This is a genomic window from Cedecea davisae (assembly GCF_044095835.1).
GTDB classification, from domain to species: domain Bacteria; phylum Pseudomonadota; class Gammaproteobacteria; order Enterobacterales; family Enterobacteriaceae; genus Cedecea; species Cedecea davisae.
In genome coordinates this window covers 639278-654214 of sequence record NZ_CP172054.1, presented here as the reverse complement: position 1 = coordinate 654214, position 14937 = coordinate 639278, and the positions used below count along the sequence as shown (strand labels likewise).

The following is a 14937-nucleotide window of genomic DNA, read 5'->3' as shown; positions in this document are numbered from 1 at the left end:
CTCAGCCATACGCAGTGCCGCTCATTGCCGCCAGCACGCCCGCAGAGCCTCTATCAATCAGGTTCAGAAATACGCTCGCCGCAGCGGCATTATCCTGGTTTTTACTGAAGTGGCGATGAGCCTGGATAAGCGCTGCGCTCCACGTAGCCAGCAGCAGAGAGGCTGCAAGCTGGGTCTCTGGATTCTGGAAATATCCCCCAGCCAGCTCGCACGCAAGCGCCTGAGTGAATTCATCGCGGATTGCTCTGGCACGCGCCTTCAGCGCTTCGCTATTTTCGATGGTGGAAACAAACCCCTGGCCCGCCACCGAGAAAGCAACCAGCGGGCTGCCCTGCTCCACTAGTTGATGGGCAAAACGGCGCAATGCTTCAACCGGGCCAATGCCCGTATCCCGCAGGCTAAGCGCGCTACGCAGCATCTCCAGCCCCTCTTCTTCACGGTCAAAAAACATGTCTTCTTTACGCGGGAAATGGTTAAACACCGTCATACGCCCCACGCCGGCCTCGGCGGCAATTTCATCAATCGTCACCTGCTCAAAACCATTTTCCAGAAACAGCCGGGTGGCAACGTTAGAGATTCTTTGCCGGGTGGCCAGGCGATTAAGCGTTCGACGATCGGATGACATTGACAGAATCCTTGCTGATGGATAATTATGTACTGAGTATATATTGGTACTTAGTACAGGTAAACCATGAACAAAGCCCTTGTGGTTATTTTCTCCGCCATCTGCCTTGATGCCGTTGGTATCGGTCTGGTGTTTCCTATCCTTCCCAGGCTGCTGGAACAGGTCACGCAGAGTCAGGACATTGCCCACTGGATAGGCATCATGACCGCGCTTTATGCGCTGATGCAGTTTGTCTTTGCCCCTTTGCTGGGTGCATTAAGCGACAATTATGGTCGCCGCCCGGTGCTGCTGATTTCGCTGGCAGGTGCGGCCATTAACTATCTGATTATGGCCTTTGCCCCTCAGCTGTGGATGCTGCTGCTCGGCCGCGCCATAGCCGGGCTAACCAGCGCCAACGTTTCGGTCGCGATGGCCTATATCACCGATGTTACCCCGGAGGATAAACGCGCTCGCCGTTTCGGGCTGTTTAACGCTATGTTTGGCGCGGGCTTTATTATCGGCCCGGTGTTGGGTGGGCTGCTTGGGGATTACTGGGTACGCCTGCCGTTTATCGCCGCCGCCGTCCTCAACGGCTGCAATCTGCTGATGGCGCTATTTATGCTGCCGGAATCACGCCAGCCGGAACGCCAGCCAGAACGCCAGCCGGAACGCCAGCCTTTCAGGCTGGCCACGCTCAACCCGCTGCTGCCACTGCGTAAAATTTTCGCCATGAAGGGGCTTATCCCGATTGCGCTGGTATTTTTCATTTTAAGCGCCACCGGCGAGGTCTACGGCACCTGCTGGGCGCTGTGGGGATTTGATACTTTCGGCTGGAACGGCCTGTGGATTGGGCTTTCGCTGGGGGCTTACGGCATTTGCCAGACGCTGACCCAGGCGCTACTTCCCGGCCCGGTAACCCGGGTGCTGGGCGAGCGGGGTGCGGTGCTGTTCGGGATTGCCAGCTCCTGCGCGGCGTTGGCGATGCTGGCTTTTACTCAGCAAGGCTGGCTGGTGTTTGTGATTATGCCGCTGTTTGCCCTCGGCGGAGTAGGCACCCCGGCGCTACAGGCTTTAGCTACCCGCAAGGTAGATTCCGGCAGCCAGGGGCAATTACAGGGCATTCTCGCGTCGTCGGTTAGCCTGGCGTCGATAATTGCTCCGCTGGGCTTTTCCAGCTTCTACTTTGTGGTGCAAAAGCAGTGGCCCGGCGCTATCTGGTTATCAGTGATTGTGGTGTACGCCGTCGCGGTGCCGCTGGTGCTGCTCGGCACCAGAAGCAGGCAGGCGGAGCAGCCGCAGCGCCTGTAGTCAGGTCGCGCTGTGTTTGTCGGCGCAGGTCACGATGTCCGGCTTGCTCATAATGACTTTATCGGTCCCGTAGCGCGTAATGTTCAGCATCGCGTTGCCGATGTCGATAATGGATAAAAAGCGCTTCCCGGTAACCGCGCTGATAAGCCGCATTATCGGTGCGATGACGATATATAACAGCCGATAAGCCGGAGTGCGGGACTGGACATCCGGCGTCGGCAGAATAAACGCCGGGCGGAAAATGGCGACATTGCCAGTAAACAACGCCTGTAGCTTGTTTTCCACTTCGCCGCGCACCCGAGCCCACATCTGTGAACTCTTGCCGCTGGCGTCAGCCCCCGCGCCGGATACATAAATAAACTTCATCTGCGGGCTGCTGGCCTTGAGCTGTTCCGCAACGCGCAGCGTCATATCGTAAGTGACCCGGCGATAAACCTCTTCGCTGACGCCGGATGAGCTGATCCCGGCGCAGAAGAAGCAGCCATCAACGTCGCTGAACAGCGGGTCTGATGCATCAAAGGTCAGCAGATCTTTATTTACGATATAGCGCACACGCGGGTCAGCAACGCCTTCAGGCTCGTTCCTGACCAGCAAAATAATCTCGCTAACGTCTTTCGCCGCCAGGCTTGCCCGCAGCACGCCCTGCCCGACCATGCCGCCAGAACCAACAATCACAATTTTCATCAGCAGTACCTGTTAAAAAGTAGAGTCAGGCAGAAATAGCACGCCACATCATTCCAAAGCCCAGTTCCAGCAGCGCTTCTTTATCCGCTGGGTGTTTTGCAATTTGCTCGCTGGTAGCATCGGAAATATTCTGGATAACGGCGTAGATAAACGCTTTGCTTTCGGTGACGAACAGCGACTGCTTAATTGCGTTATCAAACATTTTATCCGCCTGGTTTAGCGCCTCCGGCGTGCTGGCGATGGTTTCCGACGTTAGCAGCTCTGACACCGTCAACAACCTGAGCACCCGCTTCCCTTCAGGATTTCTCAGCGACCATTCGGTGTAGCCCCGCCAGATATGCAATATCTGAGTGCGAAATTCGGCATCCTTCGGGTAACCGGCGACCAGCAGGTCGGACATATCCTGCTTCAGCATCAAATACACTTCATTAAGCAGCTGCTCTTTGGTCGGAAAGTAGGTAAACAGCGTTCCTACCGCCACACCGGCACGTTTAGCAATGCTGGCCGTCGTGGCCGATAAACCACTTTCGGCAACCGTCTGCACCGCCGCTTCAAGAAGTGCCGCATGTTTTTGCGGGCTTAGTGGTCTTGCCATTATTACGCCTCCGGGGCCGGTAAATTCAGTGAGCACAGTGTAATAGATTTAGCCGCCTGGATTTTAGCTTTGCTTTCCTCCCGCCGTTTGCGGGAGGAACGGTGTTACTCGGGAATAAACCCGGTTTTGCCTTCAATAGCGACGGAGACGGAAATCTCCTGCTGCGACTCCAGAGATTGCAGGCTTTTTTGGTAGCTGCCTTTAAGGATCTGGAAGGCGTCCGCGCCCAGAACGGTACGCAATTCCGGTTCCGGCTGCTGGCTCAGGGTATAGATGGCGTTCGCCATTTTAACCGGGTCACCTGAGTTACTTTCTTCACCGTGCTCGGCAATCCAGCGGCGTAGTTGACCCACGGTGCCGTCTTTGTAGGCCGCGGTTTCTTCGGTCCAGCGCACGTTGGCCTGGAAGTTGGTTTTAATCGAGCCAGGTTCGATGATTTGCACCTTGATATTAAATTCAGCAACCTCCTGGGCAACTGTCTCGGCAAAACCTTCAAGACCATATTTAGCCGCGTGATAAAACGCACCGCCGGGGAAAGCAACGCGCCCGCCCATGCTGGAAACGTAAATCAGGCGTCCCTGTTTCTTAGCCCGCAGAGCCGGAAGGAAAGCACGCGTAATGTGTACCGGGGAGAGCAGGTTTAAAGCAAATTGATGCTCGATTTCCTGCTCGCTAAACTCTTCCATTGCGCCAATAATCGCGCCGCCCGCGTTGTTCACAATAATTTCGCTGTCGGCGTGCTTTTTAGCGATTTCCGGCAAGCTGGCAAAATCCGTTACGTCCAGCTTCTCAACAACAAGCTGCGAGGAGAATTGCTGGCTCAGCTCTGCCAGAGCTGCCGGATTACGTACGGCGGCAACTACGGCGTGCCCGGCTTCCAGTACGCGACGGGTCAGCGCCAGGCCAAGGCCGCCGGAAGCACCGGTGATAAACCACTTTTCAGTTTTAGACGTCATCTTTTTCCCCTTAGTTATCAGGCGCTGCACGCTGCCGGTAAGGCTTTTGTGCGGTGTATTACGGCCAACCAATAAATGACTGACCACTCACTCAATTATAAGATTGGCGATTTTATTTGCAATACATGACGGTGAAATTTATTCGCCCGGCAGTCGGAGGGGCGATTTAAAATGAGTTTTATCAGTCCGATACAGACAGAATTTTTTCTGATGGGCAAGGGAAAAACCAGGGGGGAGCGTTCGATAAAGCAGCATATTGCGCCAGGAAGCGTTTGTAGCGCGATCTGGCCACACTCAAGCAGCAGATAAAACAATAAAGCCCGAAGTGTTGAGACTCAGGGCTTTATTGTATCCGACACGGCATTTTAGAATGTTTGCCAGTGCCCCTCTTCTTCTCTTTTTGGCACCCTGCGCGGCACGGGCCGGGCCGATTGTACAATTTTAGCTTCATCATTATCGCCGAGGCGTAATGTGCTGGTTCTTTTTTCCAGCTCAAATACCTGTTTATTCAACACTTCGGAAGAACCGGCCAGTTCTTCAACCACCGCAACATTTGTCTGGGTGGCTTTTTCCAGTTCGGACAGCGCGCTGGTAATTTGCTGAATCCCTTTTTCCTGCTCGTTTGTTGAGATAAATATATGCCCCATTAGCGCATCAATATTTTCCGACCCGGAAACAATATCCTTCATATTTTTTTCCGCTTCGGACACCAGACTTGCGCCCTGTAATACGTTTTGATTAGTAATATCAATCAGTGATTTAATATTCTTGGCGGACTCAGAGCTTTTATGCGCCAGGTTTCTTACTTCGCCCGCTACCACCGCAAAACCTTTTCCATGCTCGCCGGCACGCGCCGCTTCAACTGCGGCATTCAGCGCCAGGATATTGGTCTGGAAGGCAATGCTGTCGATGATGGTAATGATTTCCGTCATCTTATTGGCGCAGTCGGTAATCGAGGTCATATTGCTGGTCAGCTTCTGCATCAGGTCGCTGCCGTGGTTAGCCGAACGGTGCGCTCCGCTGGTGATACCGCTGAGCTGGCGGGTGCTTTCAGCATTATTTTTGGTACCCGCCGAAATCTGCTCCATGCTGGCAGCGGTCTGGATAAGCATCGCCGACTGCTGCTCGGTTTTCACCGACAGCGTCGCGCTTTGGTGCGCCAGATTTTCAGATAATGTATTGGCAGACTGGGAAGATTTACGAATATCCATTACCAGGGTAGTAATTTCGGCCGAAAGCGTATTTATACCGGGAATTAAGCGCCCGGCGCAATTATTACCAAACTCAGGAATATGCACCGACAAGTTCCCGGAGTTTATCTCATCTATGCTTCTTTTAACGTTATTAATCGGCCGTACAAGATATATCGTCATATACGTCCAGAGCGAGGTCAGCAATATTGCCCAGGCAATATTTAACATTATCAGAACATAAAGATTCGCAGATAAACTGAACGCCAATAAATCGATGACTAAAAACGATATCGCTAAAAAGAAGAAAATAACGCTGCGAACGCTGGCATTCTTAAGCATAAGTAATCCTGTGACTTGCACGGGGGGGTATATTATTTATTACCTGGATTGATAGAAAAGCCATCGCCCAAAAAAGATTGAAGTTATATGCTTCCGTAAGCCAACTTGAAGGATTTTTAATCCGCACTTTTAGATTAAGAACGCCGCCTTTATCAATATATCCAAAGCCTCTCCACCGACGCAAGAGCGCGTACACAAGCCGACTGATTAGTGACTTGCATTTTGATAGTTACCATGTCAATTTGAGGGCAAATGACATTCGCCCTCAGGCCAGACCATGAAAAATGAACCGCTGTGCAACGCTCCCTGCCCCATCGCCCGCAGCCTCGGCCGCATCGGTGATAGCTGGAGCATCATGATCCTGCGTGATGCCTTCGCCGGATTTACCCGCTTCGATGAGTTCCAGAAGAGCAGCAACGTCGCGCCAAACATTCTGTCGCGCCGCCTGAAGGAGTTAGTAGACGACGGGCTGCTGGAAAAAGTCTGCTACAGCAGCACGCCGCCTCGCTATGAATACCACCTGACGCAAAGCGGCCGCGACTTCCGCATAGTCCTGCTGGCGCTGGCCGAATGGGGTAGCCGCCACTTCTCACCGGAAGGCCGCCAGATGCAGCTGGTGGAAAATGAAACCCAGCGTCCGGTAGAGCCGGTAATGGTCGATAAGCAAACCGGGGAGGCTATCGTTCCGGGCAAGTACACCATGGTTCCCGGCCCTGCCGCTTCGCCGATGATGAAATACCGCCACGAATACCTGCTGCGCAAGCGCGCGGGCGAAGTCGGGCAGAAATTCCAACCTGAACCTTACAGAGACGCCAACAATGAATCCGGCCAGTAAGAAAAAAATGCTCACGCTGGCCGTACTCGGCGCGGCGATTCTGGCGGCGGCAGGTTATGGTGCCCACTGGTGGCACGCCGGGCGCTATATGCAGTCTACCGACGATGCCTACGTTGGCGGCGATATCAGCGCCATATCCACCAAGGTTTCTGGGTACATTCAGCAGCTAGCCGTGCAGGACAATATGGCGGTGAAAAAAGGCGACCTGCTGATTCGTATTGACGATCGTGATTATCAGGCCGCGCTGGCAAAAGCCCGTGGCGAGGTTGCGGCCCAACAGGCAGCGCTGGCGGATATCGCAGCAACAAGGCAGTTACAGCAGGCCACAATTATGGGTTCTTCTGCTTCGCTTGCAGCAGCAACAGCGGCAACGGAGAAATCGGCAAATGATAACCGCCGCTACGGCGCGCTGGAGGCGACGAGCGCTATTTCAGCCCAGACACGCGACAATGCCTCCGCCGATTACCGCCGCGCCAGAGCCGAACAAAGCAAAGCCCTGGCGGATAAAGCTGTAGCCGAACGCCAGCTGGCGGTGCTCGACGCTCGCGAAAAACAAACCCAGGCCGCGCTGGAGCAGGCACAGGCTAATCTGGCGCTGGCAAAACTTAATCTCAGCTACACCGAGATCCGCGCCCCGTTTGATGGCGTAATCGGCAACCGCCGCGCCTGGTCAGGCTCTTTTGTCAGCAGCGGCACGCAATTACTTTCGCTGGTCCCCTCCGGGGGGCTGTGGATTGACGCTAACTTTAAGGAAAACCAGCTGGCGCACATGCGCGCCGGGCAGCCGGTAACCGTGGTTGCGGACGTGCTGCCAGACCACACTTTTAAAGGCCATATTGCAAGCCTTGCACCGGCTACCGGCTCGCGCTTCAGCATTCTTCCGGCTGAAAACGCCACCGGCAACTTCACCAAAATCGTTCAGCGCGTGCCGGTTCGCATCGCTCTGGAAGGCGATGGGGCGAAACTTGACGTGCTGCGTCCGGGGCTGTCGGTCATTGTCACAGTCGATCAAAAGAGCACCCGATGAGTAGCACCCAGGCCGTTCCGCTGCCTCAGGGCATATCTATGCCGATGGGGAAAAAGATCTTCGCCTTCGCCAGTATGTGCATGGGGATGTTTATTGCGCTTATCGACATCCAGATTGTCTCCGCTTCGCTACGGGACATCGGCGGCGGCCTGTCAGCAGGCGACGATGAAACCGTCTGGGTGCAAACCAGCTACCTGATCGCCGAGATCATTATTATTCCGCTTTCGGGCTGGCTGGCGCGGGTGATGTCGACTCGCTGGCTGTTTGCCGCTTCGGCCGCGGGCTTTACCCTGATGAGCCTGCTGTGCGGCTGGGCGTGGAATATCCAAAGCATGATAGCCTTCCGCGCATTACAAGGGCTGGCTGGCGGCTCAATGATCCCGCTGGTTTTTACCACCGCCTTCGCCTTTTTCCAGGGAAAGCAGCGGGTGATCGCAGCCGCAACCATTGGCGGCCTTGCTTCGCTGGCTCCAACGCTGGGGCCGACGGTCGGCGGCTGGATCACTGAAAATTTTAACTGGCACTGGTTATTCTTTATTAACGTCGTGCCCGGCATTTATATCGCCATCGCCGTGCCGCTACTGGTAAAGGTGGACTCGCCAAATCCCTCCCTTCTGCGGGGGGCGGATTATTTCAGTATTCTGCTGCTCGCCGCCTCGCTGGGCTGCCTGGAATATACCCTTGAAGAAGGCCCGCGCTGGGGCTGGTTTGACGATGCAACGCTGACCACCACCGGCTGGATAGCGCTGCTGTGCGGCATCGCCTTTATTGTTCGCACCCTGCGCCACCCGCAGCCGGTCATGGATCTGCGCGCCCTGCAGGACAGAACTTTCAGCCTCGGCTGTTACTTCTCGTTTATGGCCGGAGTCGGCATTTTTGCCACCATTTACTTAACCCCTCTGTATCTCGGCACGGTGCGCGGTTTTAGCGCCCTTGAGATTGGCCTGGCGGTCTTCTCCACCGGTTTGTTCCAGGTGATGTCTATCCCCTTCTACTCATGGCTGGCTAACCGGGTCGATCTACGCTGGCTGCTGATGGCCGGGCTGGTGGGCTTTGCTTTCTCAATGTACAGCTTCGTGCCGATCACCCATGACTGGGGGGCCGATCAGTTGCTGCTGCCGCAGGCTTTTCGCGGCCTGGCTCAGCAGTTTGCCGTCGCGCCAACCGTAACCTTAACGCTCGGTAGCCTGCCTCCGGCCCGCCTGAAGCTGGCATCCGGCCTGTTTAATTTAATGCGTAACCTGGGCGGCGCTATCGGCATCGCCCTGTGCGGAACGGTACTTAACGACAGAACAAACCTGCATTACAGCCGCCTGGCGGATCATTTAAATAACGCCAACCTGGCGATGAGTGATTTTGTTCAGCGTGGTACGGCAAACCTGCTCACCCAGGGGATATCGCCGGATGCCGCCGCCACGGGGGCGCTGAAGAATCTCTCATCGCTGGCGCTACGCGAGGCACGAACCCAGGCATTCTCGGATGCTTTTTATCTGATAATGATAGGTTTTTTAATTGCCGCGCTGCTGGTTCCGTTGATGAAAAAACCGCAGGCACAGTGATATCCCGGAGAGGCGTTATACGTCGGGTGGAGTATCTTTAACTGGCGGTTTCAAACGCCTGCTGTAGCCATGCTTTGAACTCCTGCACATCCCGCCTGCCGGCTTTTTCAGGGCTGGTCACAAAGTAATAATTCGCACCGGGCAGCGCGCCCGGCAGGGCGATATGCAGCAACCCCTGCTCCAGCGCCCGGCGAATCAACAACTCGCTGGCAAGCAATACGCCCTGCCCGGCAATGGCGGCCTGGATGGCGTGCGTTTCATCATCAAAACGGATCCCCGACTGCACGGCTAAATCCGCCGGGCCGAAGACCTCCTTCCAGTGCTGCCAGCTTGGCTCGGGGCTGGGTACATGACGATTCTCAATATGAAACAGCGTTAGCCCGGCCAAATCCTTCGGGCTGTGGAGCTTAAGCTGAGGGCTGGCTACCAGCACAAATTTATCCTGATGCAACAGCGTACTTTCAAGCGCGCTGTCCGCCTGCATGCTGTAGCGGATCGCGCAGTCTGCCATCGTCCCGCGCAGGTCGGCCAGCTCAACACTGCTGTGGAAACGCAGCTCCAGCTCAGGGTGCTCGCGATGCAGAGAAGGCAGGCGCGGCACCAGCCAGTTGGTGAGAAAATTAGAGGTGGTGCTGAGCGTCAGCGCCCCCGGCAGAGCCGTGTGATCGATAACCTCCACCGCCTCGCGCAGCGTAGTGAATATATGCCCGGAAGCGCGAAACAAGATCTCCCCGGCACCGGTTAAAGCCACGCCGCGCGCGGAACGGACAAACAACCGCTGATTAAGCGATTCTTCCAGCGCGCGAATTTGGTGGCTGATGGCGGTTGGCGTTACGCCAATTTCCCCGGCCGCGGCTTTAAAGCTGGCGTGGCGGGCAACGGCGTCAAAAGCCCGAATAGCGGAGAGCGGCGGCAATCGGCGTAATTTCATGAATGAATTTAACTCATCTTTTGCTGAAAAATATGATTTTGATTGCCCTACCAAACCGGGCGTAGCCTGTTGCTGACGGCAATAATCCAATGAGGATTATTCATCCTATACAGATTAACAGGAACCTCCGATGACTCAAATCAATGCGATGACAGCGCCCGCCTCCACGCGCTATATCGCTTTGCTGGCTCCCGGCATTGCTCAGGCGCTGATCGCGCTGGACTACGCGATTGTGTACGTGGCGCTGCCTACCCTCGCCCACGAATTGAATCTTTCGCTCAGCGAGATGCAGTGGGTCGTCTCCCTCTATGGTTTGACGTTTGCTGCACTGCTGTTATTGGGCGGAAGCCTGTGCGACAGGCTCGGGGCGCGCCGTATTTTCAGCATTGGCATGGCGCTTTTTTTGCTTTCATCCGTCCTGGGTGGCCTGGCACAAAGCGGCGGGATGCTGCTGATTGCCCGCTGCGGGCAAGGGATCGCCGCCGCAATATTGCAACCGGCGGTCCTGGCGCTGATGGCGCAGCGTTTCCACGGCGAGGCTCACCGCCGCGCCCTGGCTATCTGGAGTTCGGTTGGCGCGCTGGGCCTGGTGGCAGGCGTAATGCTGGGCGGCCTACTGGCCGCGCTGGACTGGAGAACTATCTTCTTTATTAACGTTCCGCCGGGCTTAATTGCGCTGTGGCTGGTGCGCCGGGACTATTTGCCGCAGAGCCAGAACGGAGAAACGCACCGCACCGGGATCGGCGCTCTGGTGGGCTGCGCGGCTGCGGGGGCGCTGGTTTGGGCGATGACGCGTTATGCCGAAACCGGCGCAGTTGACTACTCAGCCAATCGCCTTGCCGTTGCCATGCTGCTGCTTTTTGTTTTGCATGAGCGTTATGCTCCCCGGCCGCTGCTCGCCCGCTCGCTAAGGGCATTACCGGGCCTGCAAAGCAGCTGGCTCAGCAGCGCCTGTTATATGGCAAGCGTCGGCAGTCAGTTTTACGCCATGACGCTACTTTGGCAGCAAACGCTTCACCTGGATCCCGTCACCACCGGGTTGATGTTCACACCTCTGGCGCTGCTGATTGTCGCGGGCAACGCGCTGTATACCCGCCTTAGTGCCAGTTATTCCAACGCGCTTGTGCTGGGTATTGGCTTCGCCTGCTCTGCTCTGGGATTGTGGTTGCTGTCTATCTCGCTGAACGATCTGCTTTCCGTAATCTTTATTGTGGGGATTGCCCTGAGCGGCCTGGGCCACGGTTTAATTTTCCCGGCGATGTTTGCCGTGGGGCTGACGGCGGTTCCGCTCCAGCAGCAGGGACGCGCCAGCGCGCTGATGGCAACCAGCCAGTATATGGCGGGCGCGATGATGCTGGCCGCTATCTCCGTTATTCTTGGCACCGGCCCGACTATGACCGACTGGGCGGCGGTGTTCCGCGTTTTGTGCGGCGCGGCGCTGGTCGGCATGTTGATTGCCTTGTGCACAGGCGAGCGGCAGGCAGCGAAATAAGCTCTGAATGACGCCGGCTGGATGAATGCTACATTTATACTAAATGTTTAATTCTTATCCCTTATCATCCAGCTTTCCCCGCGTTAAGGAATCCGATAATGACTCAGCAAACTGAACCGGCTGGCGGCAAAAACTATCTCGCTCGCCTGGCTGCCGTGCTGCTGACGGGCGTGCTGGCCGGTATCGCGGGGATGTTACTGGCGCTGATCCTGCATGCTATTCAGCATCTGGCCTTCGGCTACAGCCTGGATCGGCTCATCAGCAGCGAAACTTTCCTTGAGGGCGTCACAGGCTCGCAGCATCTGCGGCGGCTGGCGGCCATTATTGGCGGTGGGGCGGTTGCCGGTTTTGGCTGGTGGCTGCTGGCGCGATACGGTAAAAAACGCGTTTCGATTACCGCCGCGGTCGCCTCTCCTTCTACGCCCATGCCCACTGGCACAACGACCCTTCACGCCTTGCTGCAAATTATTACCGTAGCGCTCGGCTCCCCGCTCGGGCGCGAGGTCGCTCCGCGAGAAATGGGCGCCCTGGCGGCAGGAATTGTGGCACGCAAATTTGGCCTGTATGAAAACGAGGCCAGGACGCTCATTGCCTGCGGTGCCGGGGCCGGGCTGGCGGCGGTTTATAACGTTCCGCTGGCGGGCGCGCTGTTTACGCTGGAAGTTCTGCTGCTTTCATTTAGCTGGGAAAAAGCGCTGGCGGCGGTTATTACCTCCGCGGTGGCGGCATGGGTTGCCACACTCGGTTTAGGCGACGAATCTCAATATCATTTCACTTCGTTTGCACTCCCTCATTCCTTTATGGGCTGGGCAATTATCGCAGGCCCGCTGCTTGGCGTGGCCGCCTGGCTGTTCCGCAAGGCGACCACGGGCGTGCGGACCCGGGTCAAAACCAACTGGCAGATGCCGGCGTTTTGCCTGCTGGCATTTTCCCTGCTGGCGGCGTTAAGCCTCTGGTTCCCTCAGTTACCGGGGAATGGCAAGGGTCCGATGCAGCTGGCTATCAGCAACGGCCTCGGCTTTTACGCCGCGGCAATTCTGCTGGCCCTGAAACTGGTGGTCATTCTTGCCGTACTCCGCGCGGGGGCAGAAGGCGGGCTGCTGACGCCAGGATTAACGGTTGGCGCCCTGCTGAGTTTGCTGCTGGCTATTTTCTGGCAGATGCTGTTCCCCGGCGGGGACATCGGCAGCTTTGCGCTGGTTGGCGGCGCGGCCTTCCTTGCGGCATCAATGCAGATGCCGATAACCGCCGTAGCATTGGTCATGGAGTTTACCCATATGGACCACAGTTATTTTGCTCCAACGCTGCTATGCGCCGCCGGAGCATTTATTACCTGCCGAATTCTGGACAAGAAGTATCTGTACTGAGAGCACGCGAGCGCTGCTGCTTGTAAGCGATGCGGTTGTCTTCGTCAAAAAGAAGCATAAACAGATAGCGGCGGATAGTGCGGAGTGAAAGAAGCCCGGTATCCCACAAAGGCTACCGGGCGAGAAGCTTAAAAACCGTTATTTCACTTCATTCGCATCAGCATTTCTCAGCATATTTCTCACCGGGATAATCAGAGCGGCCAGCACAACGGCGCAGATAACCAGGGCCATAGAAACATGGGAAAACAGATCCGGCATCGAGCTTAGCTGTTCTTTATTAATGTGCCCCCCCATGATACCGGCAGCAAGGTTGCCCAACGCGCTGGCACAGAACCAAAGCCCCATCACCTGTCCACGCATTTTCTGCGGCGCAAGCAGGGTCATGGTCGCCAGCCCAATTGGGCTGAGGCAAAGCTCACCAAGCGTTAGCAGCAGGATGCTCCCCACCAGCCAGAACGGCGAAACGCCGCTTTGCGTAGCCAGCACCTGGTTTGCAGCCGCCATCATCACGGCAAATCCCGCAGCGGCAAACAGAATGCCGATGACAAACTTCGTCATGCTACTCGGGTTCATATTGCGCTTAGCCAGAGAAGGCCAGAACCAGCTGAACACAGGCGCTAACAGGATGATAAACAGGGCGTTGATAGACTGGAACCAGATAGTAGGGATTTCAAACGCCCCCATCTGGCGGTCGGTATAATCGCGCGCAAAGATGTTAAAAGAGGTTGGCTTCTGCTCAAACGCCGACCAGAAGAATGCCGCCGCTATCAGCAGAATAAGGCAGGCCAGCAGGCGGGAACGCTCGCTGCTGGTCAAGCCCGCAAAGAAGAACATAAACAGAAAATAGATGCCCACGCAGGTTGAGATGATATAAGCGGAGCTTTTGGCGATAACCGTCGGGTTAAACGGAATAGTACCGTTAGAAATCAGTACCACCAGCCCGGCAAGCAGCACCATCGCCAGCGTGACCCATTTACCCACGTTTTTGCGCTGAACGGTCGGGTGATTCCAGGTCGAATCCAGGCCAACTTCTTTGTCATAGCGGCGCATCTGTGGAATAGCGTAGAAACGGAAAATAAACAGAGCGACCAGCATGCCCAGGCCACCAAGGCCGAAGCCCATATGCCAGCCATATTTTTCGTGCAGCGGGCCGATAATTAACGGGGCGATAAACGATCCCATATTAATGCCCATATAAAACAGCGAGAAACCACCGTCGCGGCGGGTATCTTCTTTTTTGTACAGCGTGCCGACCATCACCGTGATACAGGTTTTGAATAACCCGGTTCCCAGCACTATCAGCAGCAGGCCAATAAAGAAGAAGGTGTTGGTCAGGAATGCCGACATGGCGATAGACAAGTGACCAAGAGCAATGATCAAAGAGCCATACCAGACCGCACGACGCTGGCCCAGCCAGTTATCGGCTAACCATCCACCCGGCAAAGAAGTTATGTACACGCCCCCGGCGAAAATCCCGACAATGGCGGATGCCTGGTCGATTGGCAGCCCCATCCCCCCCTGTAAGAGCGCGGCGCTCATAAACAGGATCAGCAGCGGGCGAACGCCGTAGAAGGAGAATCGCTCCCACATTTCTGTGAGGAATAGCGAACTTAGCGGGTACGGATGCCCGAAAAAGGTTTTTGTTTTAGTCGCAGAATGGTTCATCTGTGAACTCCCATTGGTTATCTTTTGTGAGGCGGTGTTGATAAAAGCGCCGACATCAGCACTCAGGTATCGTTTTTATCAAAATGCTAACAATTAGCGGCGAGCGACACTTTAGCGTAGTTCATTAGGAAATCACTCAGTAACGAAGCGGATTCATTGCCAATTACCCACTTTTTAGATGAAAAGTCGATTTAAATCGCATTTTTCACGATAAATGATGACAAAAGAAGGGTTGTATATTGACAATCAAGCAGTTCATTATTTTTAAAAATAATCATTGAAAACAATGAATTAATAAGAATTACCTCTACTTTACCCTCTGCCACAATAAAACCTATAAATAGTCCGCCTTTAACCTAATGGGCAGCAGCAATGCAGCGTC

Annotated in this window: 13 protein-coding genes; 6 read left to right on the top strand and 7 right to left on the bottom strand. The window is 55.4% G+C overall.

The annotated features are described in order from the left end of the window. Nucleotide 1 precedes the first annotated feature (1 nt). Nucleotides 2-625, bottom strand: coding sequence for a TetR/AcrR family transcriptional regulator (locus ACG1VR_RS03610; protein ID WP_395490232.1), 624 nt, complete (start codon nt 623-625; stop codon nt 2-4). 66 nt (nt 626-691) lie between these two features. Here ACG1VR_RS03610 and ACG1VR_RS03605 point away from each other — a divergent pair, with 66 nt between their 5' ends. Next, nucleotides 692-1912: a TCR/Tet family MFS transporter gene (locus ACG1VR_RS03605; RefSeq protein ID WP_395490231.1), complete on the top strand. Its 1221-nt coding sequence runs from the start codon at nt 692-694 to the stop codon at nt 1910-1912. Here ACG1VR_RS03605 and ACG1VR_RS03600 read toward each other — a convergent pair whose 3' ends face one another. From ACG1VR_RS03600 to ACG1VR_RS03585, 4 genes are all read right to left on the bottom strand, one after another. After that, nucleotides 1913-2596, bottom strand: a complete 684-nt coding sequence (locus tag ACG1VR_RS03600; protein WP_395490230.1) for an NAD-dependent epimerase/dehydratase family protein — start codon at nt 2594-2596, stop codon at nt 1913-1915. 25 nt (nt 2597-2621) lie between these two features. Continuing rightward, nucleotides 2622-3191: a TetR/AcrR family transcriptional regulator gene (locus tag ACG1VR_RS03595; protein ID WP_395490229.1), complete on the bottom strand. Its 570-nt coding sequence runs from the start codon at nt 3189-3191 to the stop codon at nt 2622-2624. A 104-nt stretch (nt 3192-3295) separates the two neighbouring features. Continuing rightward, nucleotides 3296-4147 carry an SDR family NAD(P)-dependent oxidoreductase gene (locus ACG1VR_RS03590; RefSeq protein ID WP_395490228.1) on the bottom strand — a complete coding sequence of 284 codons (852 nt, stop codon included), beginning with the start codon at nt 4145-4147 and terminating at the stop codon, nt 3296-3298. A gap of 365 nt (nt 4148-4512) precedes the next feature. Next, complete coding sequence (locus tag ACG1VR_RS03585) at nt 4513-5679, bottom strand: methyl-accepting chemotaxis protein (RefSeq protein WP_395490227.1); 1167 nt, start codon at nt 5677-5679, stop codon at nt 4513-4515. Between the two features lie 277 nt (nt 5680-5956). On the opposite strand from ACG1VR_RS03585, the gene ACG1VR_RS03580 reads away from it, so the two are divergent. From ACG1VR_RS03580 to ACG1VR_RS03570, 3 genes are read left to right on the top strand one after another with little or no spacing between them, the layout of a single operon-like run. Beyond that, a complete protein-coding gene (locus tag ACG1VR_RS03580) occupies nt 5957-6514 on the top strand; it encodes a winged helix-turn-helix transcriptional regulator (protein WP_395490226.1) in 558 nt (185 codons plus the stop codon). Beyond that, nucleotides 6498-7541, top strand: a complete 1044-nt coding sequence (locus ACG1VR_RS03575; protein ID WP_395490225.1) for an HlyD family secretion protein — start codon at nt 6498-6500, stop codon at nt 7539-7541. The genes ACG1VR_RS03580 and ACG1VR_RS03575 overlap by 17 nt, the downstream gene beginning before the upstream one ends. Then, a complete protein-coding gene (locus ACG1VR_RS03570) occupies nt 7538-9100 on the top strand; it encodes a DHA2 family efflux MFS transporter permease subunit (protein ID WP_395490224.1) in 1563 nt (520 codons plus the stop codon). The genes ACG1VR_RS03575 and ACG1VR_RS03570 overlap by 4 nt, the downstream gene beginning before the upstream one ends. 37 nt (nt 9101-9137) lie before the next feature. Here the strand turns inward: ACG1VR_RS03570 and ACG1VR_RS03565 are convergent, their stop codons facing one another. Then, the gene (locus ACG1VR_RS03565; protein WP_395490223.1) at nt 9138-10031 is read right to left on the bottom strand and encodes a LysR substrate-binding domain-containing protein; all 894 of its coding nucleotides are present in this window, start codon (nt 10029-10031) and stop codon (nt 9138-9140) included. Between the two features lie 130 nt (nt 10032-10161). Between ACG1VR_RS03565 and ACG1VR_RS03560 the strand changes: the two genes are divergently transcribed. After that, nucleotides 10162-11523, top strand: a complete 1362-nt coding sequence (locus tag ACG1VR_RS03560) for an MFS transporter (protein ID WP_395490222.1) — start codon at nt 10162-10164, stop codon at nt 11521-11523. Between the two features lie 98 nt (nt 11524-11621). Then, nucleotides 11622-12890, top strand: a complete 1269-nt coding sequence (locus ACG1VR_RS03555; RefSeq protein WP_395490221.1) for a chloride channel protein — start codon at nt 11622-11624, stop codon at nt 12888-12890. Nucleotides 12891-13028: 138 nt separating this feature from the next. Here ACG1VR_RS03555 and ACG1VR_RS03550 read toward each other — a convergent pair whose 3' ends face one another. Continuing rightward, a complete protein-coding gene (locus tag ACG1VR_RS03550) occupies nt 13029-14555 on the bottom strand; it encodes a peptide MFS transporter (protein ID WP_172569047.1) in 1527 nt (508 codons plus the stop codon). Nucleotides 14556-14937 lie beyond the last annotated feature (382 nt).

Coding starts and splice junctions, on each gene's coding strand:
- ACG1VR_RS03555 (WP_395490221.1), top strand. CDS start 11,622: ATGACTCAGCAAACTGAACCGGCTGGCGGCAAAAACTATCTCGCTCGC.
- ACG1VR_RS03600 (WP_395490230.1), bottom strand. CDS start 2,596: ATGAAAATTGTGATTGTTGGTTCTGGCGGCATGGTCGGGCAGGGCGTG.
- ACG1VR_RS03575 (WP_395490225.1), top strand. CDS start 6,498: ATGAATCCGGCCAGTAAGAAAAAAATGCTCACGCTGGCCGTACTCGGC.
- ACG1VR_RS03610 (WP_395490232.1), bottom strand. CDS start 625: ATGTCATCCGATCGTCGAACGCTTAATCGCCTGGCCACCCGGCAAAGA.
- ACG1VR_RS03585 (WP_395490227.1), bottom strand. CDS start 5,679: ATGCTTAAGAATGCCAGCGTTCGCAGCGTTATTTTCTTCTTTTTAGCG.
- ACG1VR_RS03550 (WP_172569047.1), bottom strand. CDS start 14,555: ATGAACCATTCTGCGACTAAAACAAAAACCTTTTTCGGGCATCCGTAC.
- ACG1VR_RS03605 (WP_395490231.1), top strand. CDS start 692: ATGAACAAAGCCCTTGTGGTTATTTTCTCCGCCATCTGCCTTGATGCC.
- ACG1VR_RS03580 (WP_395490226.1), top strand. CDS start 5,957: ATGAAAAATGAACCGCTGTGCAACGCTCCCTGCCCCATCGCCCGCAGC.
- ACG1VR_RS03595 (WP_395490229.1), bottom strand. CDS start 3,191: ATGGCAAGACCACTAAGCCCGCAAAAACATGCGGCACTTCTTGAAGCG.
- ACG1VR_RS03565 (WP_395490223.1), bottom strand. CDS start 10,031: ATGAAATTACGCCGATTGCCGCCGCTCTCCGCTATTCGGGCTTTTGAC.
- ACG1VR_RS03590 (WP_395490228.1), bottom strand. CDS start 4,147: ATGACGTCTAAAACTGAAAAGTGGTTTATCACCGGTGCTTCCGGCGGC.
- ACG1VR_RS03570 (WP_395490224.1), top strand. CDS start 7,538: ATGAGTAGCACCCAGGCCGTTCCGCTGCCTCAGGGCATATCTATGCCG.
- ACG1VR_RS03560 (WP_395490222.1), top strand. CDS start 10,162: ATGACTCAAATCAATGCGATGACAGCGCCCGCCTCCACGCGCTATATC.